This window comes from Microbacterium ginsengisoli (assembly GCF_000956535.1).
Lineage (GTDB): Bacteria > Actinomycetota > Actinomycetes > Actinomycetales > Microbacteriaceae > Microbacterium > Microbacterium ginsengisoli.
The window spans coordinates 12363-32459 of sequence record NZ_JYIY01000063.1 but is presented as its reverse complement, the minus strand read 5'-3'; the positions used below and the strand labels follow the sequence as shown (position 1 = coordinate 32459).

Genomic DNA, 20097 nt, shown 5'->3' with positions numbered 1-20097 from the left:
TTCACTGAGCGACATCGCGCACCACACCGAAAGGAACGTCATGGCCCGCATCGCCGTCATCGGAGGAACCGGCTACGCCGGAAGTCACATCGTGCGCGAGGCGGTGAGCCGTGGACACACCGTCATCTCCGTGGCTCGCTCCGTGCCGGCCGAGCGAGTCGAGGGCGCGACCTACGTCGAAGGGACGCTGCTCGACGTGCCGTCGCTCGTCGCCGAGCTGCAGGGCGTCGACGTGGTCGTGTCGGCCGCGGCGCCGCGCGGCGACATGGCGGGCAAGCTCCGGCCCGCGACGGCCGAGCTGCTCGCGGCGCTGCCGGACTCCGTGCGGCTGGGCGTCATCGGCGGCGCGGGCGGCAGCCTCGTCGCCCCGGGTGGCCCGCGCCTGATCGACAGCGGGTTCCCCGAGGAGTACAAGGCGGAGGCGTTCGAGGCGATCGGCATCCTCGAGGACCTCCAGGCGACGGATGCCGCGAAGGACTGGTTCTTCGTGCACCCGGCTGCAGAGTTCGGCGCGTGGGCGCCGGGCGAGCGCACGGGGGCCTACCGCGACGGCGACGACGTGCTCGTCTCGGACGAGAACGGCAAGTCGTACATCTCCGGCGCCGACCTGGGTGTCGCGGTGGTCGATGAGATCGAGACCCCGGCGCACCACCGCGGGCGCTTCACGATCGGGTACTGACCGACGCCTCCGGGTCAGACGAGGTCGCGCCAGTCGATCTCGTCTGACCCGTCGTCATCCTCATCGTCGTCGTTGAGACGGATGACGGGAAGCGACATCGTCTCGGTCGGCGGACCCATCACGGTGGCCTCGTCGCGGCGATGACGCAGCACGTCGTCGATGTACGACGACACGACCTCCGCGAGGGGGACCGACACCCCCCGTGCCTGCGACATGTACCAGCGATGCTCGAGCACCTGGTGGAACACCTCGGCGGGCTCGAGCTTCGCGCGCAGATCGAACGGGATCGAGGTCACGACCGGCTCGAAGATGCGGGTCAGCCATTCGTGGGCGACCATGTCTTCGTCCTGCCCGGGGCGGGCGGCCCGCGCGCGGAACTCGTCGAGGTCGTTCAGGAGTCGCCGTGCCTGGTTCTCCTCGACGTCGAGGCCCGTCAGGCGCAGCAGACGCCGCTGATGGTGTCCCGCGTCCACGACCTTCGGACGGATCGCCACGCGAGTGCCGTCGCCGGTGGTCGAGATCGACATCTCTCCGATGTCGAAGCCGAGCGCGTTGAGCTTGTGCACCCGCTCGGTGATGCGCCAGGACTCGCTCGCGCTGAAGCTCTCCTGATCGGTGAGGGCGGCCCACAGCGACCGGTACGACGAGAGGATGCCATCGGCCACCGCGACCGCGTCGATGCCGCCCTCGAGCCGCCCGCCGGCGGCGAGATCCATGATCTCGCCGGCGATGTTGGTGCGAGCGACGTCGAGGTCGTGCTCGCGCTGTCCGGGGGTGAGGCCACTCTCGTGCAGCTCGCCGGTCTCGGCGTCGACGAGATAGGCCGCGAACGCGCCCGCGTCGCGCCGGAACAGGGTGTTCGAGAGCGACACGTCGCCCCAGAAGAAGCCGACGTTGTGCAGGCGCACGAGCAGCACGGCGAGAGCGTCGACGAGTCGTGTGGCGGTGTGCGGGCGCAGCACCTGCGTGAACAGCGCCCGGTAGGGGAGCGAGAACTTCAGATGCGCGGTCACGAGGGCGGCGGGAAGCGGTGCGCCCGCGGCATCCCGTCGCCCGCCGATCACTGCGACGCGCTCGACACAGGGCACGTCGAGCCGCGCGAGGTTGCCGAGCATGTCGTACTCGCGGCGCGCCATCTCCTCGGTGGTCTCTTTGATGGCCACGACGCGACCGGACAGGTTCGCGAACCTCACCAGGTGCCGTGAGAGCCCCTTGGGGAGGTACACGATCGAGGACGACGGCCAGTCCGACAGCGGCAGGCTCCAGGGCAGCGACAGCAGCCCCGGGTCGATGTCGCTCGCGGTGATGCTCAGGTACTCCGGCACGGATGCCCCTCAGAAACGGCGGCGGCGCGGGAGCACGCCCCCGCGCCGCTGCACTGCGGTGTGATGCGATCAGGCCGCGGCGATGGCCTTGTCGGTCAGGCGCTCGCCGGACTCCAGGTCGAACACGTGCACGTGGCCCGGAACGGGAGCGAGCACGACGGTCTCGCCGGCGTTCGGGTGACGACGTCCGTCGACGCGGGCGACGATGTCGGTGCGCTTGCCGGCGATGTCGGCGTGGCCGTACAGGTAGCCGTCGGCGCCGAGTTCCTCGACGAGGTCGACGGTGACCGACAGGCCCTTCTCGCCGGCGCCGACGATCTGGATGTCCTCGGGGCGCACCCCGATCGTCACCTCGCTGCCGTGAGCCTTGCCGATCGTGTCGGCCTCGACCGGCACCACGAGGTCGCCGAAGCGCACGCCGCCCTCGGTGAGGTCGACGGGGAACAGGTTCATCGCGGGCGAGCCGATGAAGCCGGCCACGAACACGTTGTTCGGCTTCTCGTACAGGTCGCGCGGGGTGCCGACCTGCTGCAGCAGGCCGTCCTTGAGTACGGCGATGCGGTCGCCCATCGTGAGCGCCTCGGTCTGGTCGTGGGTGACGTACACGGTGGTGACGCCGAGGCGCCGCTGCAGCGAGGCGATCTGCGTGCGGGTCTGCACACGCAGCTTCGCGTCGAGGTTCGACAGCGGCTCGTCCATGAGGAACACCTGCGGCTGGCGCACGATCGCACGGCCCATGGCGACGCGCTGACGCTGGCCACCCGAGAGGGCCTTCGGCTTGCGGGTGAGGTACTGCTCGAGGTCGAGCAGCTTCGCGGCCTCGAGCACCCGCTGCGCCCGCTCCTCCTTGCCGACGCCGGCGATCTTGAGCGCGAAGCCCATGTTCTCCGCGACGGTCATGTGGGGGTACAGGGCGTAGTTCTGGAAGACCATCGCGATGTCGCGATCCTTCGGGGGCACGTCGGTGACGTCGCGGTCGCCGATGCGGATGTGACCGGAGTTGACCTCCTCGAGGCCGGCGAGCATGCGCAGCGACGTGGACTTGCCGCATCCCGACGGGCCGACCAGCACGAGGAACTCCCCGTCGCCGATCTCGAGGTTGAGCTTGTCGACCGCGGGGCGGGTGCCTCCGGGGTACAAGCGGGTCGCGTTGTCATAGGTGACGGACGCCATGTTCTCTTCTCCTTCACCGGCAGGCACGTGCCGGACGATCCGTAGTGATGGAATGAGCGGGGGCTTGTCCCGCACGCCCACCGTTGGGCGTGATTCGAGTATGGCACGCGACGCTTCAACCCCGCGAGGTGCGCACATAGTGCAGGATGAGCATTCGTTGGTGTTCCGTCTGGGCATTTCACAGGGTGCCTGACTAGCATCGACGAGGTCGCGAATCCCGCGTGACTGCCCCCGGTTGACGCCGGTTCTTCGTGTGTGCAGAGGTGTGATGTCCAGCAACGATTCTTCGGATGCCGCGGTGCCCGCCGATTCGTCGGTGGACCGTCGCAGCGCAGTCCGTGAGAAGGCGCAGCTGGTCCACGCCCGTCAATCCCGTGCGCGCCGGTGGCGCATCGCACTGCTCAGCGCCCTCGCCGTCGTCGTCGTCGCCGCCATCGGCGCCGGTATCGCGATCGCCCTGGTGACGCCGTCGGGCAAGCCGCAGCTCACTCCGCCGAATGCGACGGACTCCGGGTTCCGGGTGTCCGACGTCAGCGCGCGGGCGGCGATCGCCTCGACGGCCAGCCCCTCGCCCTCCACGGACGCAGCGGCCGCTGCGGCGAGCCCGTCGCCGAGCTCCTCGTCGGCGTCGAACGTCGACATCCGCATCTACATCGACTACCTGGCGCCGGGGTCGAAGGAGTTCCAGCTCGCCAACGCGCAGCAGCTGTCGACCTGGGTCTCGCAGGGGGCGGCCACGCTCACCTACTACCCGGTCGCGATGCTCGCCGCGAAGTCGAACGGCACCAAGTACTCCCTCCGCGCAGCCAGCGCCGCGGTGTGCGTGGCGACGCAGCAGCCGGATTCGCTCTTCAGCTTCACCCAGAGCCTGCTGAGCCAGCAGCCGTCCGTCGACTCCGACGGCCTGAGCGATCAGCAGCTCGCGAGCGTCGCCGTCGGCGCCGGATCCGACGACACCGTCAGCGACTGCATCGAGAACGAGAAGTACATGGCCTGGGTCAAGGACGCGACCGATGCCGCGTTGAAGTCGCTGCCGGCGACCGATGGACTCAAGCTCACCGCCGCGCCGACGATCCTGGTCAACGGCAAGCCGTACACCGGGGCGCTCGACGACCCGAAGGAGTTCGCGCAGTTCGTTCTGACCAGCGCGAGCGAGAAGTACTACAGCACGCCCACGCCGACACCCAGCCCGAGCTCCACGCCGCTCGACTGAGCTCGCCGGCCCCACGGATAGACTGTGGGCTCTGCCGACATGGCGCAATTGGTAGCGCACCCGACTTGTAATCGGGCGGTTGCGGGTTCAAGTCCCGCTGTCGGCTCCATTCCTGATTCCCGCACTGTTTTTCCCTGCTCCTGCGGTGGCTGTCCGTGCGCGGGTGCGCCATCATTCGGAGGGCTATCCTGCGCAGCAGGGGCTTTGTGGGAGAGGGGAACCCGACATGACGCACGACCACGCCCATCCGCGGGGAAAGCAGCCGACCGACGCGACGCTGCGCCGACGCCAAGAGGTGGCGGCACAGCTGCCGTTCGACGACGACCGCGATCTCGCGGAGGCTCGACGCGGGTTCCTCGCCGCTCCCGAGTATCGGCAGATCCTCGCCGAGGCGGGGCACGTGGCATGGAACATCGGGGACTACGACTTCCTGCTCGGCGATGAGGACTTCGCCTCCATCCACCCGTCGCTGCAGCGTCAGGCGCGGCTGAACATGGAGTACGGCCTGTTCGAGGTGGTGCCCGGCCACATCTACCAGGTGCGCGGGTTCGACCTGGCGAACATCTCGTTCATCCGCTCCGACACGGGCTGGATCGTGTTCGACCCGCTGACGGCGAAGGAGACGGCCGCCGCCGCCCTCGCTCTCGTCAACGAGCACCTGGGCGAGCGTCCGGTCGTCGCGGTGGTCTACTCCCACTCGCACGGCGACCACTTCGGCGGCGCTCATGGCGTGGTGGATGTCGCGGACGTGCACAGCGGCGCGGTTCCGGTCATCGCCCCCGTCGGCTTCCTCGAGCACGCGGTCTCGGAGAACGTGTACGCGGGCAACGCCATGGTGCGGCGCATGTTCTACCAGTACGGCACGCTCCTCGAGCGCGGACCGTTCGGTCACGTCGACCAGGCGATCGGGAAGGGCGTCGCCGCGGGCACCGTCGGCCTCATCGCACCCACTGTCGACATCGTCGACGACATCCAGGAGCTCACGATCGACGGCGTGCGCATGGTGTTCCAGAACACGCCGGGCACCGAGGCTCCCGCCGAGATGAACACCTGGTTCCCCGACCTCAAGGCCTTCTGGGCGGCGGAGAACATCGTCGCCACGATCCACAACATCTACACGCTGCGCGGGGCCCTCGTGCGCGATGCGCTGGAGTGGTCGCGTCAGATCAACCGGGCGCTGCACCTGTTCGGGCAGGAGGCGGAGGTGATGTTCGCTTCCCACAGCTGGCCGCGCTGGGGCAACGAGCGCATCCAGGAGGTCATGCGCACCCAGCGCGACACGTACGCGCACCTCAACAACGGGGTCATGCACCTCGCCAACCAGGGCGTGACGATCAACGAGATCCACCGGGTCTACCAGGTGCCCGACTCGCTGCAGCGCAGTTGGGCGGCGCGCAGCTACCACGGCTCGGTGGCGCACAACGCGCGCGCGGTGGTGAACCGCTACCTCGGCTACTGGGACGGCAACCCCTCGACCCTCATCCCGCTCGCGCCCCGCGAGTCCGCGCCGCTGTACGTGGAGCTCATGGGCGGTGCGGAGCGCATCCTCGCGCGCGCCCACGAGCTCATCGCCGCGGGCGACGACCTCCTGGCCGTCGAGATCCTGAACAAGCTCGTCTACGCGGAGCCGGCGAACGAGGCCGCGCGCGATCTCCTCGCCGAGGCGTTCGAGCAGATCGGCTACCAGCAGGAGAGCCCGAGTGTGCGCAACAGCTTCCTGGCGGCGGCGTTCGAGCTGCGCTCGGGCATCCCCGAGGGCCAGACGGCGAACGCGACGAGCCCCGACCTCGTGCGGGCGCTCAGCACGCAGCAGTTCCTCGACTACCTCGCCATCCGACTCGACAGCACCGCGGCGGGCGAGGCTCGCGGCATCCTGAACCTGCGGGTGACCGACATCGGCGAGGAGTTCGTCGTCGAGGTGAGCAACGGCACGCTCACCAGCGTCGAGGGATTCCAGTCGGCGTCGCCGGATGCGACTCTCACGGTCACGCGCGCCGCGCTCGAGGACCTCATGGTCGGTGCCACGACCGCCCCCGAGCTGCTCGCCGCCGGTCGGGCGACGCTCGAGGGCGACCCGAGCGCGTTCCTCGCCCTGGGGGGAGCGCTCGTCGAGTTCGCTCCCGGCTTCCCGATCATGCCGGGCACCACCCCGTCGGGTCCCGCAGTGCCGGCGGACGGGTTCGGCTACCACGCGTGACCGTGCCGTCCGGGGGGACCCGGCCGGCGCAGGCCGTGCGCTCCGCCTCTTGACGGCGACAGGCGTGTCGCGCCATGATCCGAGCACCTGCACACCTCGGAGTCACCTATGCGCGCACGCAACGCCGCGGCATCCGCTGCTCTCGTCCTCATTCTCGGTCTCGCCGGATGCGGAGGGCCGAGCGGGGGCGCCGTGACGCCGACACCGACGACGACGGCATCCGCCGGCACGTCGGCATCCGCGACCCCGAGCGCCTCGCCCACCGCGACCGCGTCCCTGCCGACCGACTGCGCGAAGGTCGGCTCCGATGCCACCCGGTCGTCGACGCTCGACCAGATGTCGCTGCAGGGCGACGGCAAGGGCTTCGTCCGCCCGGCGCCGACGGGCGCGACGCTCGCTCTCGGCTGCAACTGGATCGAGGGCGACGCGACCGGGGTGCTGCTGCTGATCAGCACGGTCGACCCGGATGCCGCCGTCTCGTATGCCCAATCGACCCTTCCGGGGCAGGGCTACACGTGCACGGTCGGGGACGTCGGCGAAGAGGTCTGCCAGCTGTCCAAGGAGAGCACGCAGTTCCCGGTCACCGTCACGCAGACCGCGTATGCGCGCGGAGACGTGTGGATCTACCTCGAGACGTCGAACGTCGTGCCCGAGCAGCTCCTCGACGACCTCGTCGCCGAGATCTGGGGCAGCTGAGCGCACCGCCTACGATCGGAGGGTGAGCGCGACGCAGCCGGTGATCCCCGAACACCGGCGGATGCCGCGGGCCGTCGCCCTCGGCGGAGCGGTGGCGGTCGGCATCCTCACGGCCCTGCAGGCCCGCGTCAACGGCTCGCTCGGTCACGAGATGGGCGACGGTTTCGTCGCCGCGTTCGTCTCGTTCTCGTCGGGGTTCGTGATCCTCGTCGTGCTCTCGCTCGCCCTCCCCGCGGGCCGTGCCGGCCTTCGGCGTCTCGCGACCGGTGTGCGGCACGGTCACGTGCCCATATGGATGCTGCTCGGCGGCCTCGCCGGCGCCCTCACCGTCGCGACGCAGGGCCTCACCGTCGCGATCATCGGAGTGGCGCTGTTCACTGTCGGCGTCGTCGCGGGGCAGACGGTCAACGGACTCGTGCTCGACCGGGTCGGCTACGGTCCCGCCGGGGTCGTCCCCCTGACATGGGGGCGCATCATCGGCGGCGCCGTCGTGCTCGCGGCGGTCGTGGTGCTGGTGAGCTCGGAGGGAACGACGGCCGTCCCCTGGTGGATGCTGCTCCTCCCGTTCGTCTCCGGCGCCGGGATCGCGTGGCAGCAGGCCACGAACGGGCGCCTCCGTCAGGCCGTGGAGTCTCCGCTCACGGCGACGCTGGTGAACTTCGCCGGCGGCACGGCCGCCCTCGCGATCGCGGGCGGCGTGCACGGGGCGATCTCGGGGCTGCACGTCACGGTTCCCGGGGCGGGCTGGCTCTACCTCGGCGGTGCGATCGGCGTCGTCTACATCTTCCTGTCGGCCGCACTCGTGCGGCACACGGGGGTGCTGCTGCTCGGTCTCGGATCGGTCGTGGGACTGCTCGCGACATCCGTCACGCTCGATGCGATCTGGCCCCCGGAGTCGGGTCCGAACCCGGCGATCGCCCTCGCCGGTGTCGTGGTGGCTCTCGCCGGTGTCGTGATCGCCGCCGCGCGCCGCCGTCAGCGGGCCGGAGGCAGCGCGGACAGCACCTCGGCGGGGTCGACGCCCCGCTCGTGACCGGTGCGGTCACTCGCCTCGGGCTTGCCGCCGACGTACAGCCAGCCGAGCAGGTGCTCCTCGGGACCGAGCCCGTGCAGCGCTGCGACCTCCCGGGAGCGCGTGTAGCCGCCCGTGCGCCAGATGACGCCCCAGCCCGCTTCGTCGAGCAGCAGCGAGAGGGCGTGTCCGACACCGGATGCCACGGCCTCCTGCTCCCACGCCGGCACCTTCTCGCTCGCGCGCACGCTCGTCACGACCGCGACCAGCAGCGGCGCGCGCAGGGGCTTCGGCGACGGCTCGTCCGCCCCGGTCGCCGCCGCGATCGCTTCGCCCAGGCGCACACGGTCGTCGCCGCGCAGGGTCACCAGGCGCCACGGCCGCAGGGACGCGTGGTCGGCGACGCGTCCCGCGGCCGACACGAGGGCGGCCAGCTCCTCGTCGGAGGGGGCCGCCTCGGTCAGCTTCGACCAGCTGCGCCGCGCGAGCATCGCCTCGCGCGCGCTCACGCCTCCTCGGCCGGAGTGAAGTCGAGAGCGATGGAGTTCATGCAGTACCGGTCGCCGGTGGGCGTGCCGAACCCGTCGGGGAAGACGTGCCCCAGATGCGATCCGCAGTTCGCGCAGCGCACCTCGGTGCGCACCATGCCGTGGGTGCGGTCCTCGATGAGCTCGACGGCCTCGGGCCGCACGGACTCATAGAAGCTCGGCCACCCGCAGTGCGAGTCGAACTTGGTGCCGCTCTGGAAGAGCTCCGCACCGCAGGCGGCGCAGGTATAGAGGCCGGCGCGGTCCTCGTCGAGCAGCTCGCCGGTCCACGGCCGCTCGGTCGCGGCCTGGCGCAGCACCGCGAACTGGGTGTCGCTGAGCTCCTCGCGCCACTGCGCGTCGGTCTTGTTCACGTTGTACGACATCGGGTTCTCCTTGCGTCACCTCATTCAACCGCGTCGGCGCCAGGGCTGTTCCGCGCGTGCCTGAGAATGTGACCATGTCCGACCAGACCGATGCCGTCGTCGACCGCTACGGTCGGTTCGCCCGTGACGAGGCCCCCGGCCGGTCGGCGCTGTACGAGGAGTGGGCGCGCGGCATCGCGGAGGATCGTCGTGTCGCGGCGCTGATCGCCCGCATCCGTGACACCCGTCGGCAGCCGCCGCTCGTCTTCGCCGTCTCCCGTCTGCTCGGCGCCCCCGAGTCGGGGTTCGCGTCGTGGGCTGAATGGGTGAGGGCGCACATCGAGGACCTCGTCGTGGGCTGCGAGCGCCGCAGCATCCAGACCAACGAGCCGTTGCGCTGCGCGGCGCTGCTCCCGGCCCTCAGCACCGTCGACGGCCCCATCGCGCTTCTGGAAGTGGGGGCGAGCGCCGGGCTCTGCCTCTACCCCGACCGCTACTCCTACCGCTACGAGACGCCCGACGGGGTTGTCGCCGTCGATCCCGCCGGCGGCGAGAGCCCCGTCCTCCTCCGCGCGTCGTGGCGGGGGAACATGCCGCGCCTGCGCCTGCCCGAGGTCGTCTGGCGGGCAGGGATCGACCTGAATCCCCTGGATCCTCGGGATGCCGCCACCCGCCGCTGGCTGACCGCGCTGGTCTGGCCCGGCGAGAGCGGGCGTGCGGAGCGCATCGAACGGGCGCTCGACATCGCCGCCGCCGACCCGCCCCTGCTGCGCGCCGGCGATGCCGCGGACGGCGCCATCGGCGAGCTGGCGGCGCTCGCGCCGACCGGTGCCACCCTCGTCGTCACGACCCCCGGGGTGCTCGCGCACGTGCCGCGCGCTCGCCGAGGTCTCGTCATCGATGCGGCTCGGGCCGCGGGCACCTGGATCACCCTCGACGATCCCGGGCTGCACGACGGCTGGAACGCGCCGATCGATCCCGCCACGTGGCCCGCCGGCCGGTTCGCGCTGTCCCGAGACGGCGAGGTGCTCGCGGCCGTCGACCCGCTCGGCGGGTTCGTGGAGTGGCGGGCGGATGCCGCGGCATCCGCGTCGTAATCTGACGCCGTGCCCCTCTCCGAACGCGACCGGTCGATCCTCGACTTCGAGGCGCGGTGGCTGCGGCACGGAGCCGGCAAAGAGGAGGCGATCCGAGCGGAGCTCTCGCTCGCCCCGGCGCGCTACTACCAACTCCTCGGGCGCCTGATCGACACCGACGACGCGATCGCCGCGGAGCCCATGCTGGTCGCCCGACTGCGGCGCCTGCGCGCAGCCCGGGTCGATGCCCGGGCCCGGCGCACCTCCGGGCTGTCGGCCTGACGTTCGCACGGCGAACGTCGAGCGGAGTGAGGGCACCGTACTTGTACGATGCACTGGTGTCCAGGCAGACCTACCCTCGCGATCGCTTCGACGGCGTCTCCGCCGCGTCCGGCCGCGTCGGCGCTCACCGCGCCGAGAACCCGCGCATGCGCGCCGGCCTCGTGCTCTTCTGGGCCGCGATCGCAACGGTCGTCCTCCTGGTCGCCGGCATCTTCGCGTCGATGGTCTACACGGGCCGCATCGACCTCACGCCGCAGACCGCGCCGAGCTACTCCGACACCCCCGAGGTTCCTGCCGTGCGCGACACGTCGTACTCGATCCTGGTGCTCAACGGCACGGGCAATCCCGCTGCGTCGACGGATGCCGTCGCCCGGCTCGAGGCTGCCGGGTGGACCGCCGACAAGGTGATCGCCGGTGCCGCCTCCACGACGAGCTTCGCCACGACCACCGTCTACTACTCATCCGACGCGGACCTCGGTGCCGCCAAGGGCCTCGCCGATCTCCTCAATGCCGGCTCGATCGTGCAGAGCAACGCCTACACCGGTGCCTCCGGCACGCCGAGTCCCGGTGCGACCTCGGCGAACACCAAGCAGCTCACGATCGTGCTCGGCGCCGATTATCAGCTCGGCACGGCCACACCCGCGCCCTGAGGCCGTCGAGCGGCGGTTCCCGGGCCGTGTTTCCGCGGCGTAAACACTTCGATGCGCGCGTGTAAGCAGTTGCATTCTCCGCGAATCCGCGCCTATCGGCGTGGATACGATGGCCGCGTCACACAGCTTCAGGAGTACGCATCATGGCCCACGGCACTGTCAAATGGTTCAACGCTGAGAAGGGGTACGGCTTCATCACCGTCTCCGACGGCCAGGACGTGTTCGTGCACTACTCCAACATCGAGATGAACGGGTTCCGCGTGCTCGAAGAGGGGCAGGCGGTCGAGTTCACCGTCGGTTCCGGCCAGAAGGGCCCGCAAGCGGAAGCCGTGCGCGTCGTCGCCTGAGCCGCGGCATCCCTGTCACACTTCTCACATCGACGCCGTCCTTCGGGGCGGCGTCGACGCATGTCGGGAGGTGTGACGCCCCGTTCCGACCGGCTTGCACTCCCCGGGGGCGAGTGCCAGAATGATTTAGCACTCGATCAGACTGAGTGCTAAAGACCTAGCCCGTCCGGGAGGGACGACACACAATGGCAAAGATCATTGCTTTCGACGAGGAGGCCCGCCGCGGCCTCGAGCGCGGCCTCAACACCCTGGCCGACGCCGTCAAGGTGACGCTCGGCCCCCGCGGTCGCAACGTCGTGCTCGAGAAGAAGTGGGGCGCCCCCACGATCACGAACGACGGTGTCTCGATCGCCAAGGAGATCGAGCTCGACGACCCGTACGAGAAGATCGGCGCGGAGCTCGTCAAGGAGGTCGCGAAGAAGACCGACGACGTCGCCGGTGACGGTACGACCACCGCGACCGTGCTCGCTCAGGCGCTCGTCAAGGAAGGCCTGCGCAACGTCGCGGCCGGCGCCGACCCCATCAGCCTGAAGAAGGGCATCGAGAAGGCCGTCAAGGCCGTCACCGACGCTCTGCTCGCCTCGGCCAAGGAGGTCGAGTCGAAGGAGGAGATCGCCGCCACCGCGTCGATCTCGGCCGCCGACCCGGCGATCGGCGAGCTCATCGCCGAGGCCATCGACAAGGTGGGCAAGGAGGGCGTGGTCACCGTCGAGGAGTCCAACACCTTCGGCACCGAGCTCGAGCTCACCGAGGGCATGCGCTTCGACAAGGGCTACATCAACCCCTACTTCGTCACGGACCCCGACCGCCAGGAGGCGGTCTTCGAGGACCCGTACATCCTCATCGCGAACCAGAAGATCTCGAACATCAAGGACCTTCTGCCCGTCGTCGACAAGGTGATCCAGGACGGCAAGGAGCTCCTCATCATCGCTGAGGACGTCGAGGGCGAAGCTCTCGCGACGCTCGTGCTGAACAAGATCCGCGGCATCTTCAAGTCGGCCGCCGTCAAGGCCCCCGGCTTCGGCGACCGCCGCAAGGCCCAGCTGCAGGACATCGCCATCCTCACCGGTGGCCAGGTCATCACCGAGGAGGTCGGTCTCAAGCTCGAGAACGCCACCCTCGACCTGCTCGGCCGCGCCCGCAAGGTCATCATCACCAAGGACGAGACCACCATCGTCGAAGGTGCCGGCGACCCCGCGCAGATCGAGGGCCGCGTGACCCAGATCCGTCGCGAGATCGACAACACCGACAGCGACTACGACCGCGAGAAGCTCCAGGAGCGCCTCGCCAAGCTCGCCGGCGGCGTGGCCGTCATCAAGGCGGGTGCGGCGACCGAGGTCGAGCTCAAGGAGCGTAAGCACCGCATCGAGGACGCCGTGCGCAACGCGAAGGCGGCCGGCGAGGAGGGCATCGTCCCCGGCGGCGGCGTCGCGCTCATCCAGGCCGGCAAGATCGCGTTCGCGAGCCTCGAGCTCACGGGCGACGAGGCGACCGGTGCGAACATCGTCAAGGTCGCCATCGAGGCCCCCCTCAAGCAGATCGCGCTCAATGCAGGTCTCGAGCCCGGTGTCGTCGCGAACAAGGTGGCGGAGCTCCCCACCGGTCACGGCCTCAACGCCGCGACCGGCGAGTACGGCGACCTCTTCGCGCAGGGCATCATCGACCCCGCCAAGGTGACCCGCTCGGCTCTGCAGAACGCCGCGTCGATCGCGGGCCTGTTCCTCACGACCGAGGCCGTCGTCGCCGACAAGCCCGAGAAGGTCTCCGCTCCGGCGGGCGACCCGACCGGCGGCATGGACTTCTGAGTCCTGACGCCTGCGAAACGGCGGATGCCCCGGACCTCACGGTCCGGGGCATCCGCCGTTTCGCATCGGTGGCGAGCGAATGTGGCTCGTCGCCCGCTCAGCGGAAGAGTGCGAGGTTGAGCTGTTCGGTCTGGGCGTAGGCCTGGCCGGCCTGCACGAGCGAGGCGTTGATGCCGGCGAGGCTCTCCTCCACCGTGCGGTACGTCGCCTGCCATCCATCGATGCTGCCCTGGAATGCGAGGGCGGCCGATCCCGTCCAGCTGGCCTGCAGGTGCGTGAGCTGGGCGAGAAGGGTGGCCGCCTCGCCCTGCAGCCGGTCGATGGTGCCGCGCACGGCACCGGTGGCGGCGAGGATCTGGTCACTGTCGGCGGAGAACACGGCCATAGGAGGCTCCTTTCGTCTGGTGCCCCCACGCTAGGGCGCCGTGGCAGCGCGGCCGCTGACGGGACGACCACGCGGGGGAGAGCGCTTGCGCACGCCTGCCTGGGGAGGACAGGCGTCAGTCTGCGCGGCTGAGACGGGGGAGAGGTTGGGTCTCGATCAGCAGGTGCGCCGCGACATCCTGATGCACAGCGAGCGGCAGCGACACCCGGAATGTCGCGCCCCCGCCCGCACTGTCGCTCACCTCGACCGAGCCGTGCAGCGCATCGACGATCGACGCGACGATCGACAGTCCGAGACCCGACCCGCCGGTCTCGCGCGCGCGGGAGGTGTCGGCCCGCCAGAACCGCTGGAAGATCTGCTCGCGGATCTGCTCGGGGATGCCCTCGCCGTGGTCGATGACCTCGATCCACCCGAGGCCGGCCGTCTCGTCGGTGCCCACCCGCAGTTCGATCGGCGAGTCAGGGGCGGAGAACCTCTGCGCGTTTCCGAGCAGGTTCGCCACGACCTGTCGCACGCGATTCTCCTCGCCCATCACGATCGGCGGCATCGCGTACACGGGCTCGGCCATCACCGCGAGCTCGCCCGTGCCGACGTCCTCGCCGGTGCGGGGTCGGCGGCGCAGGCGTGCCAGCGTTCCCGCGGCTCGGGTGCGAGCGGATGCCGCAGCCCGCCCGCGCCGCTTGGCGGCGGGAGTCTCCGGCTCGGGCGCCTCGCCCGGCGTCGGATGCGCGGCATCCGGGATCCGCGTGTGCGCCGCCGTCGTGTCGATCACCGTGACCGTGCGCTGGGGGGCCGACGCCCCGACGTCGAGCGCGGCGTCGCGAGCGATCGGGCGCAGGTCGAGTGGCACCACCTCGATGTCGCGGCGCTCGTCGAGCCGGGCGAGCGCGAGGAGATCCTCGACCATGGCGCCCATGCGCATGGCCTCCTTCTCGATGCGTTCCATCGCCTGCGCGGTCGATGCTCCCTCGGGGATCGCTCCCATGCGGTAGAGCTCCGCGTAGCCGCGCACGGTCACCAGCGGAGTGCGCAGCTCATGGCTCGCGTCGCCGATGAAGCGGCGCATCTGCCGCACCGTGGCGTCGCGCTGCGACAGCGACTCGTCGACTCGGCCGAGCATGGCGTTGAGCGCGCGTTTGAGACGCCCGACCTCCGTTGTCTCCGACTCGACGTCCGACATGCGCTGGCTGAAGTCGCCGGCGGCGATGAGCTCGGCCGTGCGCTCCACGGCGCCGAGGCTTCGGAAGGTGAGGGTCACGACCCAGCGCACCAGGAACGCGCTCGCGATCACGATGAAGATCGCGAGCAGGGAGAAGATGCCGAGGTAGGTCGCCACGACACGGTCGGTCGGAGCCAGCGGCATCACGACCATCTGCGTGTAGAAGGCGCTCGTGCCGGGCACCTGGGTGACCGAGACCGTCGCGTGGAAGTGCGTGTCGTCCTCGCCGGTCAGCTCGAAGACCGTCTCCTGCTGCGTGTAGGCCGTGTCGAGCGCGAAGGTCGCCGGGAAATTCGGCTGCGGCGCGCCGGGCTCGCCGCCGGCGGTGATGAGCCGCTCGCCCGTGCCCGGGGCGTAGATGGCGACGAAGTAGTCGGTCGCGACGGCGCTCTTGTTGCGCTCGAAGGTCGCGGCGCCGTCATCCGTCGTGACCGTGATGAGCTGGTTGACGCCGGTGGGCCCGACGAGCTGCAGCAGGGTGGTGTCGAGGTTCGTGAGCAGCGTCGTGCGCAGGAACACCATCGTGCCGAAGCCGGCGGCGACGAGCCCGATGACGAGCACGGCGACGGTGACCCCGGTCACCTTCGCCCGCAGGCTGATGTTCCGCCACCAGGCGGTGAGCGGATCCCTCTTGGCGGCGCTCATCTGTCGATCACGCCGCCGCGTGCGCAGCGCGCACCGGTCAGGCCGACTTGCCGGCCTTCAGCATGTAGCCGAAGCCGCGCTTGGTCTGGATGAGCGGCTCGCTGGCGTGCGGGTCGATCTTGCGGCGCAGGTAGGAGATGTAGCTCTCCACGATGCCGGCGTCGCCGTTGAAGTCGTACTCCCACACGTGATCGAGGATCTGGGCCTTCGAGAGCACGCGGTTGGGGTTGAGCATGAGGTAGCGCAGCAGCTTGAACTCGGTGGGGCTGAGCTCGATGGTGGCGTCGCCGACGAACACGTCGTGGGTGTCCTGGTCCATGGTGATCTCGCCGGCGCGGATGACCGACTCCTCGTCGGCCTGCATCGTACGGCGCAGGATCGCCTGGATGCGCGCGACGATCTCGTCGAGAGAGAACGGCTTCGTGACGTAGTCGTCGCCGCCGACGTTGAGGCCGGTGATCTTGTCCTCGGTGTCGTCCTTGGCGGTCAGGAACAGGATGGGGGCCGTGTAGCCGGCCTCGCGCAGGCGCTTGGTGACGCTGAAGCCGTTCATGTCGGGCAGCATCACGTCGAGCACGATGAGGTCGGGCTCCTCTTCGAGGACGGCCGAGATGGTCTGCGCCCCGTTGGCGACGGCCCGGACCTGGAAGCCCGCGAAGTTCAGGCTCGTGACCAGCAGATCGCGGATGTTGGGCTCATCGTCGACGACGAGGATGCGTGCAGCAGTCATGCCCCCATTATGGTGATCTGCGCCCGTGCGGGGGCTGAGACATCCGGAAACACGCCGATGCGCGCCCCGAACGTCTCAGGCCGCGATGCCGTGGGCGTCGAGGATCGTATAGGCGTAGCCCTGCTCGGCGAGGAAGCGCTGACGGTTCTGGGCGAAGTCCTGGTCGACCGTGTCGCGCGCGATGAGCGTGTAGAAGCTCGCCGTGTGACCGCTGGTCTTCGGGCGCAGCAGGCGGCCGAGCCGTTGGGCCTCCTCCTGGCGGGAGCCGAACGACCCCGACACCTGGATGGCGACGGATGCCTCGGGCAGATCGACCGAGAAGTTGGCGACCTTCGAGACCACGAGGAGCGGGACGCGGCCTTCGCGGAAGTCGGCGTAGAGCCGTTCGCGCTCGTCGACCGGGGTCGCTCCGGTGATCTTCGGGGCGTCGAGCGCCTCGGCGAGGGTGTCGATCTGATCGAGGTACTGACCGATCACGAGGATCTGCTCGCCCACGTGCCGGTCGGCGAGGCGACGCACGACGTCGATCTTGGCGGGCGCGGTCGCCGCGAGACGGTAGCGCTCCTCATCGGCGGCCGCCGCGTACTCGAGCCGGTCGCCTGCCGGAAGGTCGACCCGCACCTCGTAGCAGGCGGCGGGGGAGATGAAGCCCTGCGACTCGATCTCCTTCCACGGCGCGTCGAAGCGCTTGGGGCCGATGAGACTGAAGACGTCGCCCTCACGGCCGTCCTCGCGCACGAGGGTGGCGGTGAGGCCGAGGCGCTTGCGGGCCTGCAGGTCGGCGGTGAGCTTGAAGACCGGGGCCGGCAGCAGGTGCACCTCGTCGTAGACGATGAGGCCCCAGTCGAGCGCATCGAGCAGGGACAGGTGGGCGTACTCGCCCTTCCGCTTCGCGGTGAGGATCTGATAGGTCGCGATCGTGATCGGCTTGACCTCCTTGACCTGCCCGGAGTACTCCCCGATCTCCTCGGCGGTGAGGGTCGTGCGCTTGAGAAGCTCGTCGCGCCACTGCCGGGCGCTGACGGCGTTCGTCACGAGGATGAGGGTGGTGGTCTTGGTCTCGGCCATCGCCGCCGCGCCGACGAGCGTCTTACCCGCGCCGCAGGGGAGCACCACGACGCCCGACCCGCCCTCGGCGAAGGTCGTGACGGCCTTGCGCTGGTAGGGGCGCAGATGCCACGGGCCCTCATCGAGGTCGATGGGATGCGGCGTGCCCGGCGTGTAGCCGGCGCGGTCCTCCGCGGGCCATCCGATCTTCAGCAGCTCCTGCTTGATGTGCCCGCGCGCCCACGCGTCGATCACGTACGTGCCGGCGTCGGGATGGGAGATCAGCAGCGGCTGGATGCGCTTGTTGCGGGCCACCTCGGTGAGCACCGCGGCATCCGTCGACCGAAGCACCAGGGCGTCCTCGTAGCCGGGCACGTCGTCACGCTCGATCACCAGGCGCCCGTAGCGCTCGACGGTCTCGCGGATGTCGGTGGACACCGACGGCGGAACCGGGAACCGCGACCAGCGGTCGAGGGTCGCGAGCATGTCGGATGCCGCGTGCCCCGCGGCGCGCGCGTTCCACAGCCCGAGGCGGGTGATGCGATAGGTGTGGATGTGCTCGGGTGCGCGTTCCAGCTCGGCGAACACCGCGAGCTCGTGCCGCGCGTCCTCCGCGGCGGGATGCGCCACTTCGAGGAGCACGGTGCGGTCGCTCTGCACGATGAGGGGGCCGTCTGACATAGCCGCTCAGTCTACCGCCCGGAGCAGGTGCGGCGGCTGCGTTCAGACGGGGCGGGCGCTGCGGATGCTCGAGACGGGAAGGGTGCGCTCGACGTCGACCGCGCGGTCACGGCCGCGCAGACGACCGCCGCCGAGGCCCGTCGCCTCGATCGTGAACGAGCGCAGGTCGCCACCCGGAAGCTCGACGGCGACCTCGATCGTCGCCCGTGTCTTGACGGCCTGTTCGAGCTCGCGCTCGAGCCACGCGGCATCCGCATTCTCGCTGTGGGCGGCGCGCAGTCGGGCGATGAGGGGCGCGTAGCGCTCGGTCGGCGGGACGGCCGCGACCGGTGCCGGGCTCGCGGTTCGGCGCCGTAGACGTTCGACATCGCCGCCCGCGTCGATCGCGGCGGCGGAGTAGCGGGCGTCGACGAGGGTCCAGAAGACGGCGTCGCGCGAGACGCGGGACACGAGCCGGTCTCCGTCGCGCACGAGGCCGACCGGTCGCACGGCCTGGTCGACGGCGATGGTGGCGAGCAGCTGCGGATCGTCGGCGGAGACGACGGTGTGTCCCGACACGGGGTCGATTCCCACCCGCGCCACCGTGCGACGGTCGGCGGCCTCGTCGATCAGGTAGTCGAGGGGCTGCGGGATGCCGGTCAACGAGATGCCGGCGATGAATGCGCGGAGGCTGTCGGCCGTCTCGCCGGCGGCGACGGCGGCACGCAGCGTCTCGGCGCTGAACCGGTAGGTCGAGGCCTGCGCGCGCGTCTCGCGGTGGGCCATGGCGCGCAGGCGCAGCTCGACGGACGGCACCAGCGTGCCGGGCGCGATCACCGACAGATCGGCTTGCACATAGACCCGGTCGATCTCCGGGGCGAGATGCTGGGCGAGTGCGGCGACGTCGGCGGGAGCGCCGGCGCGCAGCGGCGCGGCCCACGCGGGCTCCGAGCCGTCGGCGGCGATCAGCCCCCATCGGGTGGCCTGCGAGACGAGGGACGCCGCGGCGGCGGGCCAGGCGGTGTCGCGCGGGTAGGCACCCGGCCACACCGTGGATGCCGCGTATCCGCCGTCGGGTGAGCGGATGCCGCGGGGCAGGGCCCGCGCGAACGCCTCCGCCACGCGCCGCCACCGGTCGACGGTGCCGAGCTCGAGCCATTCGGCGCCGTCGGGGGTCGCGAGCCATTCGCGGTCGACGGCCGTGAGGAGACCGGCCGTCGCGCCGAGCGCGACCAGGTCGTCGAGCTCGGCGGCGTCGGTGATCGCGCCCGCCTCGATGAGTCGCTTTCGCTCCGTCGCGGTGACAGCCCCCGTCGCCGTGCGGGCCAAGGGGTTCGACGAGGACCAGACGACGAGGTCGGCGAGGGCGGCTGCGGAGGTCATCGCCTGCTCGGCCGCCGTGCCCGTCGCCAGGGCGCCGCTCGGCGGCGGTGCGTCCGTGAGGGAGAAGGGCGCGGCATCCGTCGCCTCGGCGGCCTTGGCCGCCACGGAGGAGAGCGGGGCGCCGTCGGCGTCGAGAAGGGCCAGCTCCCGCAGGCGCGGTGAGGCGGTGGTCGGCAGCGGGGAGGTGCCCGCCGCGTGGAGGTCGTGCAGTTCGGCACGGGTGAGGGCGGCGAGGGTGCGGGTCACGGCGGCGTCGTCGAGGAGGGTGTCGGCGAGGTCGAAGAAGTCGTCCCAGGACCCCGCGGCAGGCAGCTGCCGGGCGTCGAGCACAACGACCAGCTGGGCATCGGTCAGCTCTGCGAGGGCGCTCGCGAGCGCGCGTTCGTCAGAGGACCGAGGCACGGGTCACTTCCCCCGGTTGGCCCGAGCCCTCCGCACGAACGACATGATGATGACGACCATCATCAGCACGAAGGCGATCGGCAGCCCGATGAGGGGGAGGACCGCGACGACCGGCCATGCGCCCGTCAGGAAATCGGCCTGGTGCATGCCGAGCCACGTGCCGATGATCACGGCGAAGAAACACAGGATCGACAGCACAAGGATGCCGAGCGACATGAACACAAGGACCCGGTCGATCCTGCGGACGGGGACGTCGTTCCCCTGAGTGCGATTGCTCAT

Annotated in this window: 20 protein-coding genes and 1 tRNA gene; 11 read left to right on the top strand and 10 right to left on the bottom strand. The window is 70.3% G+C overall.

Annotation, left to right across the window (positions count from 1 at the left end; translation table 11 throughout):
• The first annotated feature begins 40 nt into the window (after positions 1 to 40).
• Positions 41 to 679: an NAD(P)-dependent oxidoreductase gene (locus RR49_RS03865; RefSeq protein WP_045246748.1), complete on the top strand. Its 639-nt coding sequence runs from the start codon at positions 41 to 43 to the stop codon at positions 677 to 679.
• A 14-nt stretch (positions 680 to 693) separates the two neighbouring features.
• Here RR49_RS03865 and RR49_RS03860 read toward each other — a convergent pair whose 3' ends face one another.
• Both RR49_RS03860 and RR49_RS03855 read right to left on the bottom strand, forming a co-directional pair.
• Positions 694 to 2004 carry a DUF4032 domain-containing protein gene (locus RR49_RS03860; RefSeq protein WP_045246747.1) on the bottom strand — a complete coding sequence of 437 codons (1311 nt, stop codon included), beginning with the start codon at positions 2002 to 2004 and terminating at the stop codon, positions 694 to 696.
• 69 nt (positions 2005 to 2073) lie between these two features.
• Positions 2074 to 3177, bottom strand: a complete 1104-nt coding sequence (locus tag RR49_RS03855; RefSeq protein ID WP_045246746.1) for an ABC transporter ATP-binding protein — start codon at positions 3175 to 3177, stop codon at positions 2074 to 2076.
• A 268-nt stretch (positions 3178 to 3445) separates the two neighbouring features.
• Between RR49_RS03855 and RR49_RS03850 the strand changes: the two genes are divergently transcribed.
• The 5 genes from RR49_RS03850 to RR49_RS03830 all read left to right on the top strand — a co-directional run bounded on the left by RR49_RS03850 (position 3446) and on the right by RR49_RS03830 (position 8316).
• Positions 3446 to 4390 carry a DsbA family protein gene (locus RR49_RS03850; RefSeq protein ID WP_045246745.1) on the top strand — a complete coding sequence of 315 codons (945 nt, stop codon included), beginning with the start codon at positions 3446 to 3448 and terminating at the stop codon, positions 4388 to 4390.
• A 33-nt stretch (positions 4391 to 4423) separates the two neighbouring features.
• A tRNA-Thr gene (locus RR49_RS03845) sits at positions 4424 to 4499 on the top strand.
• Positions 4500 to 4616: 117 nt separating this feature from the next.
• Positions 4617 to 6587 carry an alkyl/aryl-sulfatase gene (locus RR49_RS03840; protein WP_048809296.1) on the top strand — a complete coding sequence of 657 codons (1971 nt, stop codon included), beginning with the start codon at positions 4617 to 4619 and terminating at the stop codon, positions 6585 to 6587.
• A gap of 108 nt (positions 6588 to 6695) precedes the next feature.
• Positions 6696 to 7283 carry a DUF3558 domain-containing protein gene (locus RR49_RS03835; protein WP_045246744.1) on the top strand — a complete coding sequence of 196 codons (588 nt, stop codon included), beginning with the start codon at positions 6696 to 6698 and terminating at the stop codon, positions 7281 to 7283.
• Positions 7284 to 7305: 22 nt separating this feature from the next.
• Positions 7306 to 8316, top strand: coding sequence for a DMT family transporter (locus RR49_RS03830; protein WP_342666956.1), 1011 nt, complete (start codon positions 7306 to 7308; stop codon positions 8314 to 8316).
• Here RR49_RS03830 and RR49_RS03825 read toward each other — a convergent pair.
• Both RR49_RS03825 and msrB read right to left on the bottom strand, forming a co-directional pair.
• Complete coding sequence (locus tag RR49_RS03825) at positions 8259 to 8786, bottom strand: nitroreductase family protein (RefSeq protein WP_045246775.1); 528 nt, start codon at positions 8784 to 8786, stop codon at positions 8259 to 8261. The two genes, RR49_RS03830 and RR49_RS03825, sit on opposite strands and share 58 nt — an antisense overlap.
• A gap of 14 nt (positions 8787 to 8800) precedes the next feature.
• The gene (msrB, locus tag RR49_RS03820) at positions 8801 to 9208 is read right to left on the bottom strand and encodes a peptide-methionine (R)-S-oxide reductase MsrB (protein ID WP_045246743.1); all 408 of its coding nucleotides are present in this window, start codon (positions 9206 to 9208) and stop codon (positions 8801 to 8803) included.
• Positions 9209 to 9282: 74 nt separating this feature from the next.
• On the opposite strand from msrB, the gene RR49_RS03815 reads away from it, so the two are divergent.
• The 5 genes from RR49_RS03815 to groL all read left to right on the top strand — a co-directional run bounded on the left by RR49_RS03815 (position 9283) and on the right by groL (position 13347).
• Positions 9283 to 10284 carry a DUF2332 domain-containing protein gene (locus tag RR49_RS03815; protein WP_045246742.1) on the top strand — a complete coding sequence of 334 codons (1002 nt, stop codon included), beginning with the start codon at positions 9283 to 9285 and terminating at the stop codon, positions 10282 to 10284.
• A gap of 9 nt (positions 10285 to 10293) precedes the next feature.
• The gene (locus tag RR49_RS15640; RefSeq protein WP_045246741.1) at positions 10294 to 10545 is read left to right on the top strand and encodes a DUF3263 domain-containing protein; all 252 of its coding nucleotides are present in this window, start codon (positions 10294 to 10296) and stop codon (positions 10543 to 10545) included.
• A gap of 56 nt (positions 10546 to 10601) precedes the next feature.
• Positions 10602 to 11195 (top strand): LytR C-terminal domain-containing protein, encoded by a 594-nt coding sequence (locus tag RR49_RS03805; RefSeq protein WP_052671996.1) that lies wholly within the window; start codon positions 10602 to 10604, stop codon positions 11193 to 11195.
• Between the two features lie 143 nt (positions 11196 to 11338).
• On the top strand, positions 11339 to 11542 hold the full coding sequence (locus tag RR49_RS03800) for a cold-shock protein (RefSeq protein WP_045246739.1): 204 nt from the start codon (positions 11339 to 11341) through the stop codon (positions 11540 to 11542).
• A gap of 185 nt (positions 11543 to 11727) precedes the next feature.
• Positions 11728 to 13347, top strand: a complete 1620-nt coding sequence (gene groL / locus RR49_RS03795) for a chaperonin GroEL (protein WP_045246738.1) — start codon at positions 11728 to 11730, stop codon at positions 13345 to 13347.
• A 97-nt stretch (positions 13348 to 13444) separates the two neighbouring features.
• Here the strand turns inward: groL and RR49_RS03790 are convergent, their stop codons facing one another.
• The 6 genes from RR49_RS03790 to RR49_RS03765 form a co-directional block, all read right to left on the bottom strand.
• Entirely contained in the window at positions 13445 to 13732 is a 288-nt protein-coding gene (locus RR49_RS03790) for a WXG100 family type VII secretion target (protein WP_045246737.1), read from the bottom strand.
• A 115-nt stretch (positions 13733 to 13847) separates the two neighbouring features.
• Complete coding sequence (locus RR49_RS03785) at positions 13848 to 15596, bottom strand: sensor histidine kinase (protein ID WP_048809294.1); 1749 nt, start codon at positions 15594 to 15596, stop codon at positions 13848 to 13850.
• Between the two features lie 37 nt (positions 15597 to 15633).
• Positions 15634 to 16326, bottom strand: a complete 693-nt coding sequence (locus tag RR49_RS03780) for a response regulator transcription factor (protein WP_045246736.1) — start codon at positions 16324 to 16326, stop codon at positions 15634 to 15636.
• A 75-nt stretch (positions 16327 to 16401) separates the two neighbouring features.
• On the bottom strand, positions 16402 to 18054 hold the full coding sequence (locus RR49_RS03775) for a DNA repair helicase XPB (RefSeq protein ID WP_045246735.1): 1653 nt from the start codon (positions 18052 to 18054) through the stop codon (positions 16402 to 16404).
• A gap of 42 nt (positions 18055 to 18096) precedes the next feature.
• Positions 18097 to 19818: a helicase-associated domain-containing protein gene (locus RR49_RS03770; RefSeq protein WP_045246734.1), complete on the bottom strand. Its 1722-nt coding sequence runs from the start codon at positions 19816 to 19818 to the stop codon at positions 18097 to 18099.
• Positions 19819 to 19821: 3 nt separating this feature from the next.
• The gene (locus tag RR49_RS03765; protein WP_045246733.1) at positions 19822 to 20097 is read right to left on the bottom strand and encodes a hypothetical protein; all 276 of its coding nucleotides are present in this window, start codon (positions 20095 to 20097) and stop codon (positions 19822 to 19824) included.